Below are 21088 nucleotides of genomic sequence, written 5' to 3' on the forward strand. Positions count from 1 at the left end.
AGATCAGGAAAAGAGGCCCTGCTGAGCAGGGCCTCTTTTCATTTGACTAGATCATGGATCATGTGTAAATGCTTTTGCCCCATTACCGCTTTCGGTGGGAAGATCGAGGCAATGGGGAATTCCGTCAGCGGCGCCCTGTTTTGATCAGGTTCCGCTCCCTACAATCCGTCCACATCTTGAGCTCGCAACGTCAAGGAGGACGAATGGCGGGGCTCTTCAACCCAGAACTGACCGGACACCCCACTTCTCTCGCCGCGGCGGTACTCACCGACGAGAACCGAACCATCGTGATCGTCATCGCGGTCGTCGCACTGGCCGCGCTCGTCGTCGCCCAGCTGCTGACGCGTCAGGTGCTCGCGGCCGGTGAGGGCACCGAATCGATGAAGGAGATCGCCGCCGCCGTGCAGGAGGGCGCGAACGCCTATCTGGCGCGGCAGTTGAGGACCCTCTCGATCTTCGCCGTCGTCGTGTTCTTCCTGCTCCTGCTCCTTCCCGCCGACAACTGGTCGCAGCGCGCCGGGCGTTCCCTGTTCTTCCTGGTGGGTGCGCTTTTCTCGGCGGCCACCGGATACATCGGCATGAGGCTCGCCGTTCGGGCGAATGTGCGAGTGGCCGCGGCTGCGCGCGAAGCCACTCCCGCCCCGGGCGAACCGGAAAAGGATCTGACGTCCGTCGCGCACAAGGCGATGAAGATCGCTTTCCGTACGGGCGGAGTGGTCGGCATGACCACCGTCGGCCTCGGCCTGCTCGGGGCGGCCTGCGTCGTCCTCGTCTACGCGGCCGACGCGCCCAAGGTCCTGGAGGGCTTCGGCCTGGGTGCCGCGCTCATCGCGATGTTCATGCGTGTCGGCGGCGGCATCTTCACCAAGGCCGCGGACGTCGGCGCCGACCTGGTCGGCAAGGTCGAGCAGGGCATCCCCGAGGACGACCCGCGCAACGCCGCCACCATCGCCGACAACGTGGGCGACAACGTCGGTGACTGCGCGGGCATGGCCGCCGACCTCTTCGAGTCGTACGCCGTCACGCTCGTCGCCGCGCTCATCCTGGGCAAGGCGGCCTTCGGCGACCTCGGCCTCGCCTTTCCGCTGATCGTCCCGGCGATCGGCGTGGTCACCGCGATGATCGGCATCTTCGCGGTCGCCCCGCGGCGCGCCGACCGCAGCGGAATGACCGCCATCAACCGCGGCTTCTTCATCTCCGCCGTGATCTCGCTCGCCCTGGTCGCCGTCGCCGTCTTCGTCTACCTCCCGCCCTCCTACGCCGACCTCAAGGGCGTCACCGAGCCCGGCATCCAGGGCCACCCCGGAGACCCGCGGATCCTCGCCCTGGTCGCCGTCGCCATCGGCATCGTCCTGGCGGCGCTGATCCAGCAGCTCACCGGCTACTTCACCGAGACGAGCCGGCGTCCGGTCAGGGACATCGGCAAGTCCTCGCTCACCGGCGCCGCCACCGTCGTCCTCGCCGGCATCTCCATCGGGCTGGAGTCCGCCGTCTACACGGCGCTGCTCATCGGCCTGGGGGTGTACGGCGCGTTCCTGCTCGGCGGTACGTCGATCATGCTGGCGCTGTTCGCGGTCGCCCTCGCCGGCACCGGTCTGCTCACCACCGTCGGCGTGATCGTCGCCATGGACACCTTCGGGCCCGTCTCCGACAACGCCCAGGGCATCGCCGAGATGTCCGGCGACGTCCAGGGCGCGGGCGCGCAGGTCCTCACCGACCTCGACGCCGTCGGCAACACCACCAAGGCCATCACCAAGGGCATCGCCATCGCGACCGCCGTCCTGGCGGCGGCGGCACTGTTCGGTTCGTACCGCGACGCGATCGCCACGTCGGTCGCCGAGGTGGGGGCCAAGGCCACCGAGATGAACCTCTCGCTGGACATCTCGCAGCCCAACAACCTCTTCGGCATGGTCCTCGGCTCCGCCGTGGTCTTCCTGTTCTCGGGTCTCGCGATCAACGCGGTCTCCCGCTCGGCGGGCGCGGTGGTCTACGAGGTGCGGCGGCAGTTCCGCGAGCACCCCGGGATCATGGACTACACCGAGAAGCCCGAGTACGGGCGCGTGGTCGACATCTGCACCAAGGACGCGCTGCGTGAACTCGCCACGCCCGGGCTGCTCGCCGTGATGGCGCCGATCGCGGTGGGCTTCGCGCTCGGCGTGGGCGCGCTCGGTTCGTACCTCGCCGGGGCGATCGGGACGGGCGCTCTGATGGCGGTCTTCCTCGCCAACTCCGGCGGCGCCTGGGACAACGCCAAGAAACTCGTCGAGGACGGCCATCACGGCGGCAAGGGCAGCGACGCCCATGCCGCGACCGTCATCGGCGACACCGTCGGCGACCCGTTCAAGGACACCGCCGGTCCGGCCATCAACCCGCTGCTGAAGGTGATGAACCTGGTCGCGCTGCTGATCGCGCCCGCGGTCGTGCAGTTCAGCTTCGGAGCCGACGCGAGCGGCGGACTGCGGGCACTGATCGCGACCCTCGCGATCGTCGTCATCATCGGCGCCGTCTATGTCTCCAAGCGGCGTTCGGTGGCCGTCGGCGACGAGTCGGGAGGCGGATCGGGAGGTGCGTCGGGCGGTGGATCGGGTGACAAAGGCAACGCCGCGCGGCCGGTGGCGGTCTCGCCGGAGGCGCCGGACGCGCCGGTGATTTCGTAACACCAGGTCAGAGAGTGGGCGGGCGGCGCGTGCTGACGTGCCGTCCGCCCGTCGCGTCCGCGGACGTGAGGCGTGTCTCTCTTGGTGCGAACGGCTGCAATATGGGATGAATCGGTCGTACGAAAGGTGGATGGTGCCCGCTCGGCGTGTATGTTCCGGGGCCGAGAGCCTTGGAAGGGACCGATCCGGTGAACAAGAAACTTGCGGCCGTGTTGTCCGGCGGCGCGGTACTGGTGCTCGCACTGTCCGGTTGCGGCGACGACGGCGACAAGGTCAACGACTGGGCCAAGACGGTCTGCGACCAGGCGAAGCCCCAGATCCAGAAGCGGGCCGACGCCCAGCAGCTCATCATCTCGACGGCGGCGGACGGAAAGCCGGCCGACATCCAGGCGGCGGACTCGAAGGCGTTCCAGGACATCGCCGACGCCGACCGGGCGCTCGCCAAGGCCATCGAGGGCGCCGGGGCGCCGCCGGTGGACAACGGGGAGAAGCTCCAGCAGGACGCGGTCAAGGAGCTCAACGCCACGGCGGTCGCGTACGAGGGGCTGAAGAAGCAGGTCGACGGGCTCGACCCGAGCAACCAGCAGAAGTTCGCGGACGGTCTGCAGGACGTCGCCGACGGTCTGAAGAAGATCGAGAAGATGGACCAGGACGCGCTGGCGAAGCTGCAGTCCGGTGAGCTGGGCACGGCGATGGCGAAGCAGCCGGGCTGCCAGAAGGCGACACCCTCGCCGAAGGCGGGCTCCACGGCTTCGGGCAGCGCGTCGGCCACGCCGTCGAGCGCGCCGAGCAAGAAGGCGGAGTAGCGGGGGCGGAGACACGACCCCCGCCCGGGAGGGGCCCGGTGACGCCACGCCTCGCCGCCGGCCCCTTCCCGGCGCGGCCCGCGCGACCGGCCCGGGCGGCCAGGCGGCCCTGGCCGGACGGCCCGCGACGAGCTCGACCGGCCGCGCTACTTGACGGCTCGTGCCCTCGTGCGACCGAAGCGACCTCGCCCTCCCCCCAGGTACGAGCCCCCTCCCGACGAGCGGCCCTCGCAGGGCCCGGCGCCGCTGCCCCGCAGGCCGCCCGGACGCCGATACCGGCGTTCCCTCGCTCCCGGCGGCCGTCCGCACGGCCCGGATCCCGGCGCCCGGGCGGGGCAGCTGCCGCGAGGGCGGTGGTGGCCGTCACAATGGTGGCGTGAGTACGACCAGCCTGACCTCCCGCCTCCCCGTGCCCGCGCACGCCGCCCGGCTGCGCGAAGCGCTGCTCGCCGCCGACTTCACCGCCGACGGCCTGCTCGAACTGCTCGGCGCCCCCGCCTATGCCGCGCTCGCCCGCAGTGAGACCGTGCCCGCGCTGCGGGCCACCCGGGGCAACTCCCCGCTGGAGACCCTCGTCCGGCTCTTCCTGCTCCAGGGCGCCGTCCCCGCCGAGCGGGCCGAGGCCGCCCTCCCGCTGGAGGAGTGCCTCACGGACGGCTGGGTGGAGCGCGCCGGCGACGAGATCCGCGCCGCCGTCGACATCCGGCCCTACAGCGGCCTCGAGGGCCAGGACTGGTTCATCATCTCCGACCTGGGCTGCGCCGTCGGCGGGGCCGGCGGTATCGGCAAGAAGGACGAAGGCGTCGTCCTCGGCGTAGGCGGCGCCTCCACCACGCTCGCCGGCATCACCGTCCGTACGCCCGTGGCCTCCGCGCTCGACCTCGGCACCGGCTCCGGCATCCAGGCCCTGCACGCCGCCCAGCACGCCACGCTCGTCACCGCCACCGACCTGAACCCGCGCGCCCTGGACTTCACCCGGCTCACCCTCGCGCTCTCCGGGGCGCGCGAGGCCGAGTTGCTGCAGGGCTCCCTCTTCGAGCCCGTCGACGGCGACACGTACGACCTGATCGTCTCCAACCCGCCGTTCGTCATCTCCCCCGGCGCCCGGCTCACCTACCGCGACGGCGGAATGGGCGGCGACGACCTGTGCCGCACGCTCGTACGGGAGGCCGGCGAGCGGCTCAACGACGGCGGCTACGCCCAGTTCCTCGCCAACTGGCAGCACGTCGAGGGCGAGGACTGGCAGGACCGGCTGCGCTCCTGGGTGCCGCGCGGCTGTGACGCCTGGATCGTGCAGCGCGAGATCCAGGACATCACCCAGTACGCCGAACTGTGGCTGCGCGACAGCGGCGACCACCGCGAGGACCCGGCGGAGTACGAGCGACGGTACGCGGCCTGGCTGGACGAGTTCGAGGCCCGCAAGACCAAGGCCGTCGGCTTCGGCTGGATCACCCTGCGCAAGAACGCCGCCGTGGCCTCCGGCGCCGTCGAGCCCTCGATCGTGATCGAGGAGTGGCCGCATCCGGTCGAGCAGCCGCTGGGCGACACCGTGCGGGCCCACTTCGAGCGCCAGGACTATCTGCGCACGCACGACGACGCGGCCCTCCTCGCCGAACACTTCGTCCTCGCCCCCGAGGTCGTGCAGGAGCAAGTCGGGCTGCCGGGCGCCGAGGACCCCGAACACGTCGTGCTGCGCCAGAACCGCGGGATGCGGCGCGCCACGAAGGTGGACCACGTCGGCGCCGGCTTCGCGGGCGTGTGCGACGGCTCGCTCAGCGCCGGCCGGATCCTCGACGCGATCGGACAGCTCATGGGCGAGGACCCGGTACTGCTGCGGGACCGCACCCCGCAGGCGATCCGGCTCCTGGTCGAGGAGGGTTTCCTCGTCCCGGCCCCGGAGGACCGGCGCGGTTGAGTGCGGATCGCATGGACGGGCCCGGCGCTTGAGGCGGCCGCAGGCCCCTCAGCCGTGTGAGGTAACCGTCGTGTGAGGTCGACGACTTCCCGCGGCCCTTCCCAGGTCGGGCACGACCCGAGGGCGTCGGTGCGCTGTTCCGCTTCCCCGCCTGGCGCGGCTCGTCGCCGTCGGCCCATCCCTCGTACACCGCGCCCTGTTCGAGGGGACGGCCCTGCCCATGCCCCTCGGAACACCGCTGGTCGGACCGCTGATCCAGCTCTTCCTCCCCGTCCTCCCGGACGAAGGACCCGAGGGCGCCGGCGACCGCTTCCCCAGGCTCGTGTCACCGTCCCCCGGCTTCCGCCTCCCGCGCGGACGGCGGCACGAGCCACCGGTCCCCACCACCGCGCCGCTCGGCGACGAGCCTCGCGGTGGGAGCCGGGCACGCGGTCCCGGCCGTGACGTTGCTCGCCCTCTTCGAACGGGGCTCTTCGAACGGGGCGGCAGACGACGGGCCACACTCGAGGCGAGGTGACGAACCGGAAGAGAGGAGTGGGGCACTACCGGCCATATTCGTGAACCCGTGCGGGAGCGTCCGCGTCGTTCACCCGGAATTCGCGCCGAGGACGCCGGGAGGTGCCAGCCTCGGCCTCCAGGGGACCACGGGGGCCTCTGGGGACGGAACGGGGTACGGACATGGAGAGCGGGCCGGCGATCTTCGCGGGGACGGCGTTCGCGCTGTTCGGAGCCGCGCTGCTGCTGTGGACGGGGACGCGCGTGGCGCACGGCGAGCCGGTCGCGCAGGGGGTCGCCACGCCGGTGGCCGCCACGCTGACGACGATCTTCGGATGCGTCTTCCTGCTCCTCGGGGTGTGGTGCTTCGGACGAGTGTGACGAGGTCGATCCGTGCGGCCCCGCCGCACCGGACCGGGAGTCCGGGCGGCAGGAATGCCAGGACTCGGGTTACCGTTCGAGTGGCCGTTGCGGGCTTTTGCCGTTTGACACGGGGGCGGGTTGTACCGTCACACTCCGCAGCGACGGCAGCGTCACCGCACGTGCCGCCGCCGTACGTACCCATGGAGTACCAGCGCCGTACGTGCCACCGAGCGTCGACCGGAGAGAAGAGCGAAGTTGTCCCCGACCAGCGAGACCGCACAGGGCGGCCGCCGACTCGTCATCGTCGAGTCGCCTGCCAAGGCGAAGACGATCAAGGGCTACCTCGGCCCCGGCTACGTCGTCGAAGCGAGCGTCGGACACATCCGCGACCTTCCCAGCGGCGCCGCGGAGGTGCCGGAGAAGTACACCGGCGAGGTGCGCCGCCTCGGCGTCGACGTCGAGCACGACTTCCAGCCCATCTATGTCGTCAATGCCGACAAGAAGGCGCAGGTCAGGAAGCTCAAGGAGCAGCTGGCCGGAGTCGACGAACTCTTCCTCGCCACCGATGAGGACCGCGAGGGCGAGGCCATCGCGTGGCACCTCCTCGAAGTCCTGAAGCCCAAGGTCCCGGTCCACCGGATGGTCTTCCACGAGATCACCAAGGACGCCATCCAGGAGGCCGTGCGCAACCCGCGCGAGCTGAACAAGCGCATGGTGGACGCCCAGGAGACGCGCCGCATCCTCGACCGGCTGTACGGCTACGAGGTCTCGCCGGTCCTGTGGAAGAAGGTCATGCGCGGCCTGTCCGCGGGCCGCGTCCAGTCCGTCGCCACCCGCCTCGTCGTGGAGCGCGAGCGCGAGCGCATCGCCTTCCGCTCCGCCGAGTACTGGGACCTGACCGGCACCTTCTCGACCGGCCGGGCCGGGGACCCCTCCGACCCGTCGGCGCTGGTCGCCCGCCTGAACACGGTCGACGGCAAGCGCGTCGCCCAGGGCCGTGACTTCGGCTCCGACGGGCAGCTGAAGACCGCGAACATCCTCCACCTCGACGAGGAGAAGGCGCGGGCGCTGGCCGCCTCGCTCACCGACACCTCGTTCAGCGTCCGGTCGGTCGAGTCGAAGCCGTACCGCCGTTCCCCGTACGCCCCGTTCCGTACGACCACGCTCCAGCAGGAGGCCTCGCGCAAGCTCGGCTTCGGGGCGAAGGCGACCATGCAGGTCGCGCAGAAGCTGTACGAGAACGGCTTCATCACCTACATGCGTACGGACTCCACGGTCCTCTCCGACACCGCCGTCTCGGCGGCCCGCGCCCAGGTCACGCAGCTCTACGGCGCCGACTACCTGCCGGAGAAGCCGCGGGTCTACGCGGGCAAGGTCAAGAACGCGCAGGAGGCGCACGAGGCGATTCGCCCCTCGGGTGATCGTTTCCGCACCCCCGCGGAAACCGGTCTGACCGGCGACCAGTTCCGGCTCTACGAACTGATCTGGAAGCGGACCGTCGCCTCCCAGATGAAGGACGCGACCGGGAACTCGGTCACGGTGAAGATCGGCGGCCGGGCGGCCGACGGACGGGACGCCGAGTTCAGCGCCTCCGGCAAGACGATCACCTTCCACGGCTTCATGAAGGCGTACGTGGAGGGGGCCGACGACCCGAACGCCGAGCTGGACGACCGTGAGCGCCGACTGCCGCAGGTCGCCGAGGGCGACGCGCTGTCCGCCGAGGAGATCACGGTCGACGGCCACGCCACCAAGCCGCCGGCCCGCTACACCGAGGCCAGCCTCGTCAAGGAGCTGGAAGAGCGCGAGATCGGCCGCCCCTCGACGTACGCGTCGATCATCGGCACGATCCTGGACCGCGGCTACGTCTTCAAGAAGGGGACGGCGCTCGTACCGTCGTTCCTCAGCTTCGCCGTGGTCAACCTGCTCGAGAAGCACTTCGGCCGGCTCGTCGACTACTCCTTCACCGCCAAGATGGAGGACGACCTCGACCGCATCGCGCGGGGCGAGGCCCAGGCCGTGCCGTGGCTGAAGCGGTTCTACTTCGGCGAGGGCGGCGCGGAGGGCACCTCCGGCGGCGCCGCCGACGCCGGGAACGGCGACGGCGACCACCTCGGCGGTCTGAAGGAGCTGGTGACCGACCTCGGCGCGATCGACGCCCGGGAGATCTCCTCCTTCCCGGTCGGCGACGGCATCATGCTGCGCGTCGGCCGCTACGGCCCGTACGTCGAGCGCGGTGAGAAGGACGCCGAGGGGCACCAGCGCGCCGACGTCCCCGAGGACCTCGCCCCGGACGAGCTGACCGTCGCGTACGCCGAGGAGCTGCTGGCCAAGCCCAGCGGCGACTTCGAGCTGGGCGTCGACCCGGTCAGCGGCAACCAGATCGTCGCCAAGGACGGCCGGTACGGCCCGTACGTCACCGAGATCCTGCCCGAGGACACCCCGAAGACCGGCAAGAACGCGGTGAAGCCGCGGACCGCCTCGCTCTTCAAGTCCATGGCGCTGGACACGGTGACGCTGGAGGACGCGCTCAAGCTGATGTCCCTGCCGCGCGTGGTGGGCACCGACGCCGAGGGCGTCGAGATCACGGCGCAGAACGGCCGCTACGGTCCGTACCTGAAGAAGGGCACGGACTCGCGCTCGCTGACGGACGAGGAGCAGCTCTTCACGATCACGCTGGAGGAGGCGCTCGCGATCTACGCGCAGCCCAAGCAGCGTGGCCGGGCGGCGGCCAAGCCGCCGCTGAAGGAGCTCGGCGTCGACCCGGTCAGCGAGAAGCCGGTGGTCGTCAAGGACGGCCGCTTCGGCCCGTACGTGACCGACGGCGAGACGAACGCGACCCTGCGGACCGGCGACAGCGTCGAGGACATCACGCCGGAGCGCGGCTTCGAGCTGCTCGCCGAGAAGCGGGCCAAGGCGCCGGCGAAGAAGACGGCCAAGAAGGCGCCCGCGAAGAAGGCGGCCGCCAAGAAGGCGACGCCGGCGAAGAAGACGGCGGCCAAGAAGACCGCCGCCAAGAAGACGACGACGGCCAAGACCGCCACGGCGAAGAAGACCGCCACGAAGAAGGCCGCCGCGGCGAAGCCGGAGTAGCGGGAGTAGTCCCTGGCAGCCAGGGCAGACGGGGCGGAGGCCGATGGCCTCCGCCCCCGACGTTTGTTCGGGCGAGGCCACAGGGAGTGAAAGGGTCCGGATAGGGTGGACGGATGACGCGAGCAGAGCAGCCAGACTCCGACGTCGCGCTTGTCGCAGACTCCAAGGAGCGTGCCGTACGGGCGCTTTTGCGCCACCAACCGTTGCGACGACTGTGGAGCGCGCAGGTCGTCGGCGGCACGGGAGACGCTCTCGCCCTGCTCGTCCTCGTGCTCCTCGGACTGCAGGCGGCCGTCTCCGAGGGAGCGCTCGGGGGCGGATACCGGGGGGCCGCGTTCGCCGTCGCCGCCGTGATCGGCGTCCGGCTCCTCGCCTCGGTGCTCTTCGGCGCCGTCCTCCTCGGCCCCCTCACCACGCTGACCGGGCCGGGCGGCGCGCTCGACCGGCGCTGGACCATGATCGGCGCCGACGGGCTGCGGATCACGCTCCTCGTGATCGCGCCCCTGTGGATCGACTGGGTGCCGAACAAGGCCCTGGGATTCCTGCTCGGCACCGTCTTCCTCACCGGCGCCGCCGAGCGGCTGTGGACCGTCGCCAAGGACGGCGCGGCCCCCGCGCTGCTGCCCGCCCCGCCGCCGGAGGGCGCCTCCGTGCGGCCCCTGCCGGACCACCTCGACGCGCTGCGCAGGCTGTCGCTGCGGACGGGATTCCTCGCGGTCCCGGCCGCCGCCGCCGCGCTTCTCGTCGCCACCCTCGTCGGCAACCTGCTCGGCACGGGCGTCGACTGGTTCACCGCGCACCAGGCGGCCCTCGGCGCGTACGTCGCCGCCGGACTGTTCGCCGCCTCGCTCTCCGTGCTGTACGCCGTCGAGCTGCCGGGCGGGCAGACGCCCAGGCCCCGCTCGCCGCTGGAGGGCCTGCGCAGGCCGGCCGCGGAGAAGGGCCGCACGGGCGCCGTCCCGCTGCTCGTCCTCGCCTGCGCCACCGTCGCCGGAGCCATCGCCGCCGCCGCGGCGGTCGCCGTCCTGCACGCGTACGACCTCGGCGGCGGCCCGGTCGCCTTCGCGCTGCTGGTCCTCGCCCTGAGCGGGGCCACCGGGGTCGGCATCCGGACGGCCGGGTCCGTCCTTCCCGCCTTCTCCCGCCGCCGGCTCCTCGCCCTCGCGATCACCGTCACCGGTATCGCGCTGCTCGCGATGGGCCTCGTGCCGGACACGGCCACCGTCCTCCTCCTCGCCGTACTCGCCGGGTACGCGGCAGGTGTCGCCGCCAACACCGGCCACACCCTCATCGACCAGGAGACCGAGGAGGCGCGGCGCCCCCGCGTCACCGCCCACCTCCAGGCCGTCGCCCGGGTCGCGATGGCCGTCGGCGCGCTCGGCGCCCCGCTGCTCGCCGCGGCCATCGGGGAGCACCACCTCGCCTCCGGCCGCTTCGTCTTCGCGCACGGCGGCGCCGCCTTCACGCTCATGCTGGTCGGCGCGCTGCTGCTGCCCGTCGCCGCGCTCGTCCTCGCCAAGACCGACGACCGGGCCGGCGTACCGCTGCGCCGCGATCTGCGCGACGCGCTGCGCGGCGCCGATCCCGCCCAGGCGCCCGCGCCGACCGGCTTCTTCATCGCCCTGGAGGGCGGCGACGGCGCCGGCAAGTCCACCCAGGCCGAAGCCCTCGCGGAGTGGATCCGCGCCAAGGGCCACGAGGTCGTCGTCACCCGCGAGCCGGGCGCGACACCGATCGGCAAGCGGCTGCGCTCGATCCTGCTCGACGTCTCCTCTGCCGGGCTGTCGAACCGCGCCGAGGCGCTGCTGTACGCCGCCGACCGCGCCGAGCACGTGGACTCGCTGGTCAAGCCCGCTCTGGAGCGGGGCGCGGTGGTGATCTCCGACCGGTACATCGACTCGTCCGTGGCCTACCAGGGCGCCGGACGCGACCTCTCGCCGACCGAGATCGCCCGGATCAACCGCTGGGCCACGGGCGGGCTCGTCCCGCATCTGACCGTGCTGCTCGACGTCGCGCCGGAGACCGCGCGGGAACGCTTCACCGAGGCGCCGGACCGGCTGGAGTCGGAGCCGCCGGAGTTCCACGCGCGCGTGCGGGCCGGTTTCCTGGCCCTGGCCGCCGGTGACCCCGGCCGCTACCTCGTCGTCGACGCCGGCCAGGAGCCGGAGGCCGTCACCACCGTCGTACGCCACCGGCTCGACCGGATGCTGCCGCTGTCCGAGGCCGAGGTGAAGGCCCAGGAGGAGGCGCGCCGCAAGGCCGAGGAGGAGGCCAGGCGCCGGGCCGAGGAGGAGGCCGCCCGCAAGGCGGAGGAGGAGCGGCTGGAGCGCGAGCGCCAGGAGCAGCTCGCCAAGCTCCGTGCCGAGGAGGAGGAGCGCAAGCGCCAGGAGGAGGAAGAGGCGCGGCGCCGCGAGGCCGAACGGCAGGCGGAGGAGGCGCGCCGGCGGGCCGAGGAGGCCCGGCTGGCCGCCGAGGAGGAGCGCAAGCGGCGCGAGGCCGAGGAGAAGGCCCGCCGCGCGGAGCAGGAACGGCTCCGCAAGCAGGCCGAGGAAGAGGCCCGGCTGCGCGCGGAGGCGGAAGAGCGCCGCCGCGAGAAGCAGCGCAAGGCCGAGGAGGCCCTGCTGCGGGCGGAGGAGGCCCGGCGTCTGGCCGAGGCCGCCGCGGCGAGGGCCGCCGAGGAATCGGCGCGCAAGGCCGCGGCGGAAGCCGCGGAGAAGACGGCCAGGGAGGCCGCGGAGGCGAAGGCCGCCGCGCAGGCCGCGGCCGCGGCGAAGGCCGCCGAGGCCAGGCGGGCCGCCGAGGCGGAGAAGGCCGAGGCGGCTGCCCGGGCCGCGAGGACGGCCACGACGGAGATGGCGGCGAACGAGATCACCGTCCCGACGCCGATCGTCAGGCCCGCGCCGGAGGCCGGTTCGGCGTCCGGTGCGCAGGCTGGTCCGGCGTCGGGTGCGCAGGCTGGTCCGGCGTCGGGGCCGACGTCCGGGTCGCAGGCCGGTTCGGCGTCCGGGCCGACGTCCGGTTCGGCCGCCGGCGCGGAGTCTCGCTCGGAGTCCGGTGCGGCGTCCGACGAGGTGACGCAGGTCGTTCCGATCGTGTCGCCGAACGAGGTCACGGTCCCCACCCCCATCGTCCGGCCCGGCGATCAGCCGGACGAGCGGCCGGGAGCCCGTCCCGAGGAGGAGACCTCGGTCCTTCCCCCGGTGCGCGACGCCGAGGAGACCACGGTGCTGCGCCGCGTGCAGGCCGGCGACGAGACCGCGGTGCTGCCGCCCGTACGGGACGCCAGCCCGGCCGACCGGGTGCCGCCGGGCATCTTCCGGGACGAGCGGCCCAGCACCGGGGCCGAGGCCGCGAACTCCAACGACCGCACGCGTGAGCTGCCCCAGCTCGACGAGCAGGGCCGTCCCAAGCGACGATCCGACTGGGCCGAGGAGACCCCGCTCGACGACCTGCCGACGCTGGCGGACGAACTGCTCGGCCCACACGACGACGAGGACGACGGCCGGCGCCGCCGGCGCTGATCCCTCACCACCACGACAACGGGTCGCGGGCCTCTGCCCGCGGCCCGTTGTCGTCGGTTGTCGGAGGTGCCCCCCACAATGGAGGGCGTACCTGAGGAGGGGCAGACATGGCCGTATGGGACGACCTCGTCGGACAGGCGCGGGTCGAGGAGCAGCTCGCCGCCGCGGCGCGGGACGCCGACGCGCTCGTGACCTCCCACGCGGCCGGCGGGCCCGACCCCGACACGTCCAAGATGACCCACGCCTGGCTGTTCACCGGCCCCCCGGGATCCGGCCGGGCGACCGCGGCGCGCGCCTTCGCGGCGGCGCTGCAGTGCGTGAGCCCGGACCGGGCGCTGGGCGGGGCGCCGGGATGCGGCTTCTGCGACGGTTGCCACACGGCGCTGGTCGGGACGCACGCCGACGTGGAGGTCGTCCGCACGGACCTGCTCTCCATCGGTGTGAAGGAGACCCGCGAGCTCGTCCGGCGGGCCCAGCTCTCGCCCGCCGGCGGACGCTGGCAGGTGATCGTCCTGGAGGACGCCGACCGGCTCACCGAGGGCGCGGGGAACGTGATCCTGAAGGCCGTCGAGGAGCCCGCGCCGCGCACGGTGTGGCTGCTCTGCGCGCCGTCCCTGGAGGACGTGCTGCCCACCATCCGCTCCCGCTGCCGCCACCTCACCCTGCGGACGCCCTCGGTGGACGCGGTCGCCGACGTGCTCGTGCGCCGCGACGGCATCGAGCCCCAGGTGGCCGCGGCGGCCGCCCGGGCCACCCAGGGACACATCGACCACGCCCGACGGCTGGCGACCGACGAGCGGGCCAGGGCCCGCCGGGCCGTCGTCATGAAGCTCCCGCTGCGGGTCGCGGACATCGGCGGCTGCCTCAAGGCGGCCCAGGAGCTGGTCGACGCGGCCGGCGAGGACGCCAAGCAGGTCGCCGAGGAGGTCGACACCAAGGAGACCGAGGAGCTGAAGACCGCGCTCGGCGGCGGCCAGGGCGGGCGGATGCCGCGCGGCACGGCGGGGGCGATGAAGGAGCTGGAGGAGCGGCAGAAGCGCCGGAAGACCCGTACGCAGCGCGACAGCCTGGACCTCGCACTCACCGACCTCACCGGCTTCTACCGCGATGTGCTGACCCTCCAGCTCGGCGCGCGCACGCCGATCGCCAACGAGGACGTGCGGGACGCCGTGGAGCGGATCGCCCGCGACACCGCGCCGGAGCGGACGCTGCGCCGGATAGAGGCGGTGCTCGCCTGCCGGGAGGCGCTGGACCGCAACGTGGCGCCGCTGCTGGCGGTCGAGGCCATGACGATGGCGCTGCGCGACTGAGGCGGGTCGGCGGGTGCGAGAGGAACGGCCGATTGGACACCGTCCGTACTCGTACGGATACGCTCCGGGAATGGATTCCAGGCGTTTGCTCCGCATGTCCGCCACGGCCCTCGCGGCCGCCGGACTGATCCTCTCCGGCTGCACGGGCGGAAGCGACGCCGCCGCCCCCGCCGGGCCGTCCTCCGCGCACTCGCCCGCGACGCCCGATCCCGCCCTGCGAAGCCACTACGGGCAGAAGCTCGCCTGGCGCGACTGCGGCGTGCCGAAGTTCCAGTGCGCCACCCTCCGCGTACCGCTCGACTACGCGCGCCCGGCGGCCGGGGACATCTCACTGGCCGTCTCCCGGGTCGCGGCCACCGGCCCCGGCAGGCGCATCGGCTCGCTGCTGGTCAACCCGGGCGGCCCCGGCGGCTCCGCCGTCGGCTACCTCCAGGGGTACGCGGGCATCGGCTACCCCGCACCCGTCCGCGCCCGCTACGACATGATCGCCGTCGACCCGCGCGGGGTGGCCCGCAGCGAGTCCGTGCAGTGCCTGACGGGCCCGCAGATGGACGCGCACACGCAGGTCGACCAGACCCCCGACGACGCCACCGAGATCCGCGGCCTGGAAGCGTCCTTCAAGGGGTTCGCGACGGGGTGCGAGCAGCGCTCCGGCAAGGTCCTGCCGCACGTCTCCACGGTCGAGACGGCCCGGGACATGGACATCCTGCGGGCGGTGCTCGGCGACGAGAAGCTGCACTACGTCGGCGCCTCGTACGGCACCTTCCTCGGCGCCACCTACGCCGAGCTGTTCCCCTCCCGCGTCGGCCGGCTGGTCCTGGACGGGGCGATGGACCCGTCGCTGCCCGCGATCGACCTCAACCGCGACCAGACCGCCGGCTTCGAGACCGCCTTCCGGGCGTTCGCCGCCGACTGCGTCGAGAAGCCGGACTGCCCGCTCGGCACCGAGTCCGTCGCCGCGGCCGGGGACAACCTGAAGCGCTTCTTCCGTGACGTCGACGCCCGGCCCGTCCCGACGGGCGAGAGCCGTGCGCTGGGGGAGTCCCTGGCGACGACCGGCGTGATCGCCGCGATGTACGACGAGGGGGCCTGGCCGCAGCTGCGCGAGGCGCTTACCCGGGCGATCGGCGGCGAGGGCTCGGGCCTGCTCGCCCTGGCGGACAGCTACTACGAGCGGGAGCCGGACGGCTCCTACGCGAACCTGATGTTCGCCAACGCGGCCGTGAACTGCCTGGACCTCCCGGCCGCCTTCGGCGGCCCGGCGGACGCCGAGAAGGCGGTGCCGTCCTTCGAGAAGGCGTCCCCCGTCTTCGGCGAGGGCCTGGCGTGGGCGGCCCTGAACTGCACCTACTGGCCGACCCCGGCGACCGGCCGCCCGCACCGCATCACCGCCGAGGGCGCCGCCCCGATCGTCGTGGTCGGCACCACCCGCGACCCGGCGACCCCCTACAAGTGGGCCGAGTCCCTCGCGGACCAGCTGTCCTCCGGAAACCTGCTGACCTACGAGGGCGACGGCCACACGGCGTACGGCCGCGGCAGCGACTGCGTCGACACCGCGATCAACGCGTACCTCCTGGAGGGCACGGTCCCGAAGGACGGCAAGCGCTGCACGTGAGGGGTGGCGCGGGCCACGCGGAGGGTGGTCGGGAGCACCCCCGGAAACTGTGTAGACTTGGCGAGGCCGCTGCACCCACCATGGGAACGCACGGCATGCCGCCTTAGCTCAGTTGGCCAGAGCAACGCACTCGTAATGCGTAGGTCTCGGGTTCGAATCCCGAAGGCGGCTCGGATCAGCCCCAGGACTCACTCGCCGTGACCTGGGGCTTTTTCATGCCCGGACGCGGCGCGGGCGGAGCGCGACGATCTTCGCGCCGTTCCGCGTGCCCCTTGCGTGCCCCTTGCGTGCCCATCCGTGCGGTGTGACCTCGGTCTCAACGCCTCCGTGGGCGGGGTGCCCTGGCGGCGGGCGGTCGCCGCTGCCAGGGCGTCATCTGCCGGTTCGCGGGCGCGGCGTCAGGTGGCCGGCTGGTCGCGTTCCTGCTGGGCCAGGAGGTAGCCCGCCTGGAAGCGGCTTTCGGCGCCCAGGGCCGCCATCACGTCCGCGACATGACGGCGGCAGCTGCGGACCGAGAGGCCGAGGCGGCGTGCGATCGCGGCGTCGGTCAGGCCCTCCGTGAGGAGGCGGACGATCGTCTGCTTCAGTTCGTCGGAGATGTCCATGATCGTCTGGCGGTCCCATTCCGTCTCGAACGGGAGCGCCTCCAGCCAGAGTCGTTCGTACGCGCCGACCATGAACGAGACCACGTGGGGTTCGCGGATCAGGACCGCCGCGTTCGGGTCGTCCGGGACGGGGATGACCGCCGTCGCGCGGTCGAAGACCAGCATCCGCATGAACTCGTCGTCCAGGGTGCGCACCTGGGCGCCGAGCTTGCCGACCCGTTCGACGTAGGCGCAGGTGCCCGAGGAGAAGCGGGCGGTGTGCTGGTAGAGGATCCGCATCCGGACGCCGCGGCGCAGGAGCTCCTCGTCGCGGGCGACCGCCTCCTCCAGGACCTCGGCCCGCCGGCCGCCGCCCGGCTGGGCCGTCATGACCTCGCTCTCGCACGTGCGGCCCAGTTCGGTGATGGCCTCCCGGACCGCCCGGAGGTCGGTGAGGACCTCGACGTACTCCGCCTGCCGCAGATGGGTCAGCCGCGCCAGGTGCGTCTCGTACAGCGGCATGAACGCCATCAACTGTTCGCGGGTGCGCTCCATGTGCAGGCGCCGGGCCCGCATCTCCCGCTCCAGCGGGCCCAGAGTGCGCTGCACCGCCTCGTCCGGCGGCACCGGCAGGACGCCGCGCTCCGGTGTGCGGCGCAGCAGGCCCATGTCGAGCAGGGCCGACACGGCGGACTCCACCCGGGCCAGCGGGAGTTCCAGCTCCTCGGCCAGGTCCGCGGGGTGTGCCGGGACGTCCGGATCGCGCCCCAGGACCGTCGCGTACACCCGGGTCGTCGGATCGTCCGGCGCGCGCCCGTCCGGCAGACCCTCCCCTGGGGACGCACCGCCGAGTCCGACCGCGAAGCCACCTCCAGGGCCGCCCGTGAGCCCCTCGGGCCGCTCGCTTCTGTCTGCTATCGCCACCTTTACCCCCGCTTGTGACAGCTTCCTGTTGCTGCCATGCAGCCTAATGAGCCATGCGGTCCGCCCGATAGTCATGCAATCCCGGATACGTTCATCTCACCGCCCACAAGGTCAAAGCTCACAGAGCTCGTGAAGCACGCGAGCCACGCACATCCCTTGAAAATCACCGGACTTACTCATCGGAAGAGAGAGCAGACGCCATGAAGCGGCGGATCCGCACCACCGTCCACGCCACCCTGATCACCGCCCTCGCGGGCCTGGCCACCGTCACCGGAACGCAGCTCGCCGGCAGCGGCGCCGGCACCGACGACACGGGGTGGGGTGCGTCGGTCGTCAGCGGAACCTACGACACCGGCTGGGGCGCTCCGGCCCCCGGCCCGGGCACCAACGACACCGGCTGGGGATGACCGTATGACGCTGCTCGACTGCACCCTGCGCACCAGCGGGCAGCTCACCGGCGGTACGCCGTCCCCGCAGCTGGTCGCCGACTACCTCGCGGTCTGCGCGCGGATCGGCATCGACGTGGTCGAGCTGGGGTCCGTGCACGATCCGGCCCGCCGGTCAGGGAGTCCGACGGGCCGCCCGGCAGGTGGTCCGGCGGGTGGCCTGACGGGTGGTCCGGCGGGTGGTCCGGCAGAAGGTCCGCTGCTCGAAGCCCTCCCCCCCGGCCTCGCTCCCGATCACTTTCCCGATCTCCTTCTCGTCGCTCCCACCCAGAGGTACGGGCCGCGGTTCGCCGTCCTGCTGGACGCCGCGGAACTGCCCCTGGGGGACGGTCCCGCCGCTGCGGCGGTCGACCGGATCACCGACCGGATCGCCGCCGTCCCCGTCCCCGTCGGCCTGGTGCGCGTCGCCGTCCGCTACGACGAGGTGGCCCGCACGGCCGCTCCGCTGGGCCGGTTGCGGGAAGCCGGGTTCGGCGTCTGTCTCCTCCTCACCGACATCGACCTCGCCTCCTACCCGGAGCTCGACCGCTGTCTCGCCGAGACGGCGGCGCTCGGCCCGCTCGACGCCGTCTTCCTCGTCGACTCGCTCGGCTCGCTCCGCCCGGAGCGGGTCATCGAACTCGTCCAGTCCATTCGTGCCGCCGTGCCCGCGCCCGTCGGCATCCACGCCCACGACAACCAGGGCTTCGCCCTGCACAACACCGTGGTGGCCCGCAGCGCCGGTGCCACCTGGCAGGACGCCGCCGTGCACGGGATCGGTCCGGGAGCGGGAGTCACCCGCACCGAGCAACTGCTCGCCCTGCTCGGGGCCGCACCCAGCGATCTCGGACCGCTCCTCGAACTGATCGCCACCCACTTCGCCCCCCTCAAGCGGCGGTACGGCTGGGACGCCGGGCCGCGCCAGGTCATGGCCGGCCTGGCCCGGATCCCGGTGGCGGCGGTACGAGGGCTCGGCACGGGCTGAGGAGAGGGGGCCGCCGCCCGAGCGGCCGGCTCCCGTCCGGCGCCCCTCCTGCCGAGCGCTTCCGTACCCGCCCGGTCCTTCCCTCGGCCTTCCCGCGGGCGGGCGTTCCGCCGCCCGTCCGAGGCCCGTCCGCAGTCCGTCACGCAGTCCGTCACGTGGTCCGTCCGTGGCCTGTCCGCAGTCCGTCACGTGGTCCGTCCGTGGCGCGCTTCGTCGCGCGCTTCGTCCCGTGCGCCCTCCGCCGTCGCCGACCGCCTCAGGAGCCCCGTATGCCCTTCACCGCACCCATCCTGCCCCCGGGAGAGCCGGCCGCCGCCGTCACCCCGTACGGCAGTGCCGCCCCCACCACCCCGCCGGCACGGCGGGTCCACCGCCAAGGAGAGGCCATGGCAGACCGCAGCCCGAACCGCTTCCGTATCGACCGGAGTTCCGCCGAGGAGGAGTTCGGTCTCGCCTGCCAGCGGCTGATCCCGTGGCCCGGCGGGGACAAGGAGCCGCCGGTCGGCGCCATGGCCTGCTTCCTGAAGCCGGGCGGTGACTCCGACCCCGACTGCCACAACCAGGACGAGGTCATGATCATCCTCGCCGGGACCGGCAGCGTGACCCTCGACGGCACGCTCGAACCGCCCTTCCGGGCGGGCGACATCGTCGTCCTGCCCCTCAACCAGGAGCACGTCGTCCACAACACGGGCGACGAGGAGCTCAGCTGGGTCTCCCTCTACTGGCCGCTGCGCGAGCCCGCCGTCCGTACCGCAACCGAGAACGAGGAGGTCGCCGCGTGAGCGCGACGCACTGGATCACCGCCACCCCGCCCACGCCCAACGGCGACCTGCACATCGGTCACCTGGCCGGCCCCTACCTCGCCGGTGACGTCCTGCGGCGCTACCTGGTGGCCGAAGGGACCGGCACCGTCCGCTACACCACCGGTCTCGACGACCACCAGAGCTACGTCCCCGTCCGCGGCCTCAACGACGGCGGGCGCAAGGGCGAGGAGGTCGCCGACGGCTACGGCGCCTCCATCGAATCCGTCTGGCGGCAGGCCGGCGCCGACTTCGACGCGATCGTCCGCCCGCGCCGTGACGTCGGATACACGGTGGCCGTGCAGGAGTTCTTCCAGCGGCTGTACGACGCCGGGCACATCGTCGCCCGTACGCGGCCGCTGCCGTACTGCACCGGGTGCGAGCGCTGGCTGTACGAGGCGTACCTCAAGGGCGACTGCCCGCACTGCGGCTCCGGCTCCAACGGCAACGCCTGCGAGCCATGCGGCCGCCCCAACGACTGCGCCGACCTGACCGACCCGGTCTGCACCGCCTGCGGCGCCACCCCCGAACTCCGCGACTGCGAACGGCTCTACTTCCCTCTCGCCCCCTTCGAGGACCAGCTCACCGCCTTCTGGGCGGAGGTCGACATGCCGCCGCACCTGCGGGCGCTCTGTGAGCGGATGCGGGCCGAGGGACTGCCGGAGATCGCCGTCAGCCACCCCTCCGAGTGGGGCGTGCCGGTACCGGTGGCGGGCTTCACCGACCAGCGGATCTACGTGTGGTTCGAGATGGCCCCCGGCTATCTGCTGGAGTGGACCGGCGCCGGGGAGACCGGCCCCGCGCCCGCGCCCGTGCAGTTCTTCGGCTTCGACAACGGCTACTTCCACGCCCTGCTGTTCCCCGCCGCGTTCCGCGCGTACGACGCCGGCATCGCGCTGCCGAGGGCCTTCGTGGTCAACGAGTTCTACCGGCTCGAAGGGCTGAAGTTCTCCACCAGCCGGCGCCACGCCATCTGGGCGCACGAGGAACTGGCCCGGACGAGCGCGGACGTCCTGCGCTACCACGTGCTGGCCGACCGGCCCAACGGCCGCCAGACCAGCTTCAGTCCGGCCGCCCTGGAGATCACCCGCGCCCGCCTCGCCGACCGGTGGGACGGCTGGCTCGGCCGGCTGTTCACCGCCGTCGCCGAGGGCGGGGGCGTGGTCCCGGAGGAGGCGCCGCGGGGAGCGGCCTGGGAGCGGCTGCGCGCCCGGCTGACGGAGACCGTCGGCCAGCTGCGGGAGGCGTACGGGGTCGAGGGGTACGACGCCCGGCGCGCGGTCGTGCTGCTCGACGAAGTCGTCTCGCTCGCCGAGGACTTCGGATACGTCCACGGCTTCGAGGCGGAGCGCCCGGGCGGCGCCCCGGCGTACCGCGCCGCGCTCGCCGCGCAGCTCGCGGTGGCCGCCGCGCTGTCGGCATGGGCCGCGCCGGTTCTGCCGTACGGCTCGGCCCGGCTGGCCGAACTCCTCGGCCTTCCGCCGGTACGGCCGGTGGACGCGGTGGCCCTGACGCCGCTGGTCCCGGGGGCGCCGATGGCCGCCTGGCCGGGGACGGTCTTCAGTGGCTGAGTCCACGGGGGGTGGGGCGGCCGGGAC

Annotated in this window: 13 protein-coding genes and 1 tRNA gene; 13 read left to right on the forward strand and 1 reads right to left on the reverse strand. The window is 72.7% G+C overall.

The genetic code is table 11. The features are described from left to right. Nucleotides 1-203: 203 nt before the first annotated feature. The 9 genes from ACZ4VW_RS13450 (at nt 204) to ACZ4VW_RS13490 (ending at nt 15943) form a co-directional block, all read left to right on the forward strand. The gene (locus ACZ4VW_RS13450) at nt 204-2657 is read left to right on the forward strand and encodes a sodium-translocating pyrophosphatase (protein ID WP_467961644.1); all 2454 of its coding nucleotides are present in this window, start codon (nt 204-206) and stop codon (nt 2655-2657) included. A 188-nt stretch (nt 2658-2845) separates the two neighbouring features. Next, nucleotides 2846-3463, forward strand: coding sequence for a small secreted protein (locus ACZ4VW_RS13455; protein ID WP_467961646.1), 618 nt, complete (start codon nt 2846-2848; stop codon nt 3461-3463). A 376-nt stretch (nt 3464-3839) separates the two neighbouring features. Further along, entirely contained in the window at nt 3840-5378 is a 1539-nt protein-coding gene (locus ACZ4VW_RS13460) for a DUF7059 domain-containing protein (RefSeq protein WP_467961648.1), read from the forward strand. Nucleotides 5379-6056: 678 nt separating this feature from the next. Then, nucleotides 6057-6254: a hypothetical protein gene (locus ACZ4VW_RS13465; RefSeq protein ID WP_467961650.1), complete on the forward strand. Its 198-nt coding sequence runs from the start codon at nt 6057-6059 to the stop codon at nt 6252-6254. Nucleotides 6255-6491: 237 nt separating this feature from the next. Continuing rightward, nucleotides 6492-9326, forward strand: a complete 2835-nt coding sequence (gene topA, locus ACZ4VW_RS13470; RefSeq protein WP_467961652.1) for a type I DNA topoisomerase — start codon at nt 6492-6494, stop codon at nt 9324-9326. 113 nt (nt 9327-9439) lie between these two features. Next, nucleotides 9440-12847: a dTMP kinase gene (tmk, locus tag ACZ4VW_RS13475; RefSeq protein ID WP_467961654.1), complete on the forward strand. Its 3408-nt coding sequence runs from the start codon at nt 9440-9442 to the stop codon at nt 12845-12847. 107 nt (nt 12848-12954) lie between these two features. Continuing rightward, nucleotides 12955-14157 (forward strand): DNA polymerase III subunit delta', encoded by a 1203-nt coding sequence (locus tag ACZ4VW_RS13480; protein WP_467961655.1) that lies wholly within the window; start codon nt 12955-12957, stop codon nt 14155-14157. 70 nt (nt 14158-14227) lie between these two features. Next, nucleotides 14228-15772, forward strand: a complete 1545-nt coding sequence (locus ACZ4VW_RS13485; protein WP_467961657.1) for an alpha/beta hydrolase — start codon at nt 14228-14230, stop codon at nt 15770-15772. A gap of 97 nt (nt 15773-15869) precedes the next feature. Then, nucleotides 15870-15943 (forward strand) — tRNA-Thr (locus ACZ4VW_RS13490). 227 nt (nt 15944-16170) lie between these two features. Here the strand turns inward: ACZ4VW_RS13490 and ACZ4VW_RS13495 are convergent. After that, the gene (locus ACZ4VW_RS13495) at nt 16171-17280 is read right to left on the reverse strand and encodes a LuxR C-terminal-related transcriptional regulator (RefSeq protein WP_467961659.1); all 1110 of its coding nucleotides are present in this window, start codon (nt 17278-17280) and stop codon (nt 16171-16173) included. A gap of 200 nt (nt 17281-17480) precedes the next feature. Here ACZ4VW_RS13495 and ACZ4VW_RS13500 point away from each other — a divergent pair, with 200 nt between their 5' ends. From ACZ4VW_RS13500 to ACZ4VW_RS13515, 4 genes are all read left to right on the forward strand, one after another. Next, nucleotides 17481-17687, forward strand: coding sequence for a hypothetical protein (locus tag ACZ4VW_RS13500; protein ID WP_467961661.1), 207 nt, complete (start codon nt 17481-17483; stop codon nt 17685-17687). Nucleotides 17688-17691: 4 nt separating this feature from the next. Continuing rightward, nucleotides 17692-18690: a beta/alpha barrel domain-containing protein gene (locus ACZ4VW_RS13505; RefSeq protein WP_467961663.1), complete on the forward strand. Its 999-nt coding sequence runs from the start codon at nt 17692-17694 to the stop codon at nt 18688-18690. A 269-nt stretch (nt 18691-18959) separates the two neighbouring features. After that, the gene (locus ACZ4VW_RS13510) at nt 18960-19472 is read left to right on the forward strand and encodes a cupin domain-containing protein (RefSeq protein ID WP_467961665.1); all 513 of its coding nucleotides are present in this window, start codon (nt 18960-18962) and stop codon (nt 19470-19472) included. Then, on the forward strand, nt 19469-21061 hold the full coding sequence (locus ACZ4VW_RS13515) for a methionine--tRNA ligase (protein ID WP_467961666.1): 1593 nt from the start codon (nt 19469-19471) through the stop codon (nt 21059-21061). Before ACZ4VW_RS13510 ends, ACZ4VW_RS13515 begins: the two co-directional genes overlap by 4 nt. Nucleotides 21062-21088: the final 27 nt, after the last annotated feature.

This window comes from Streptomyces sp. NPDC029139, assembly GCF_055564335.1.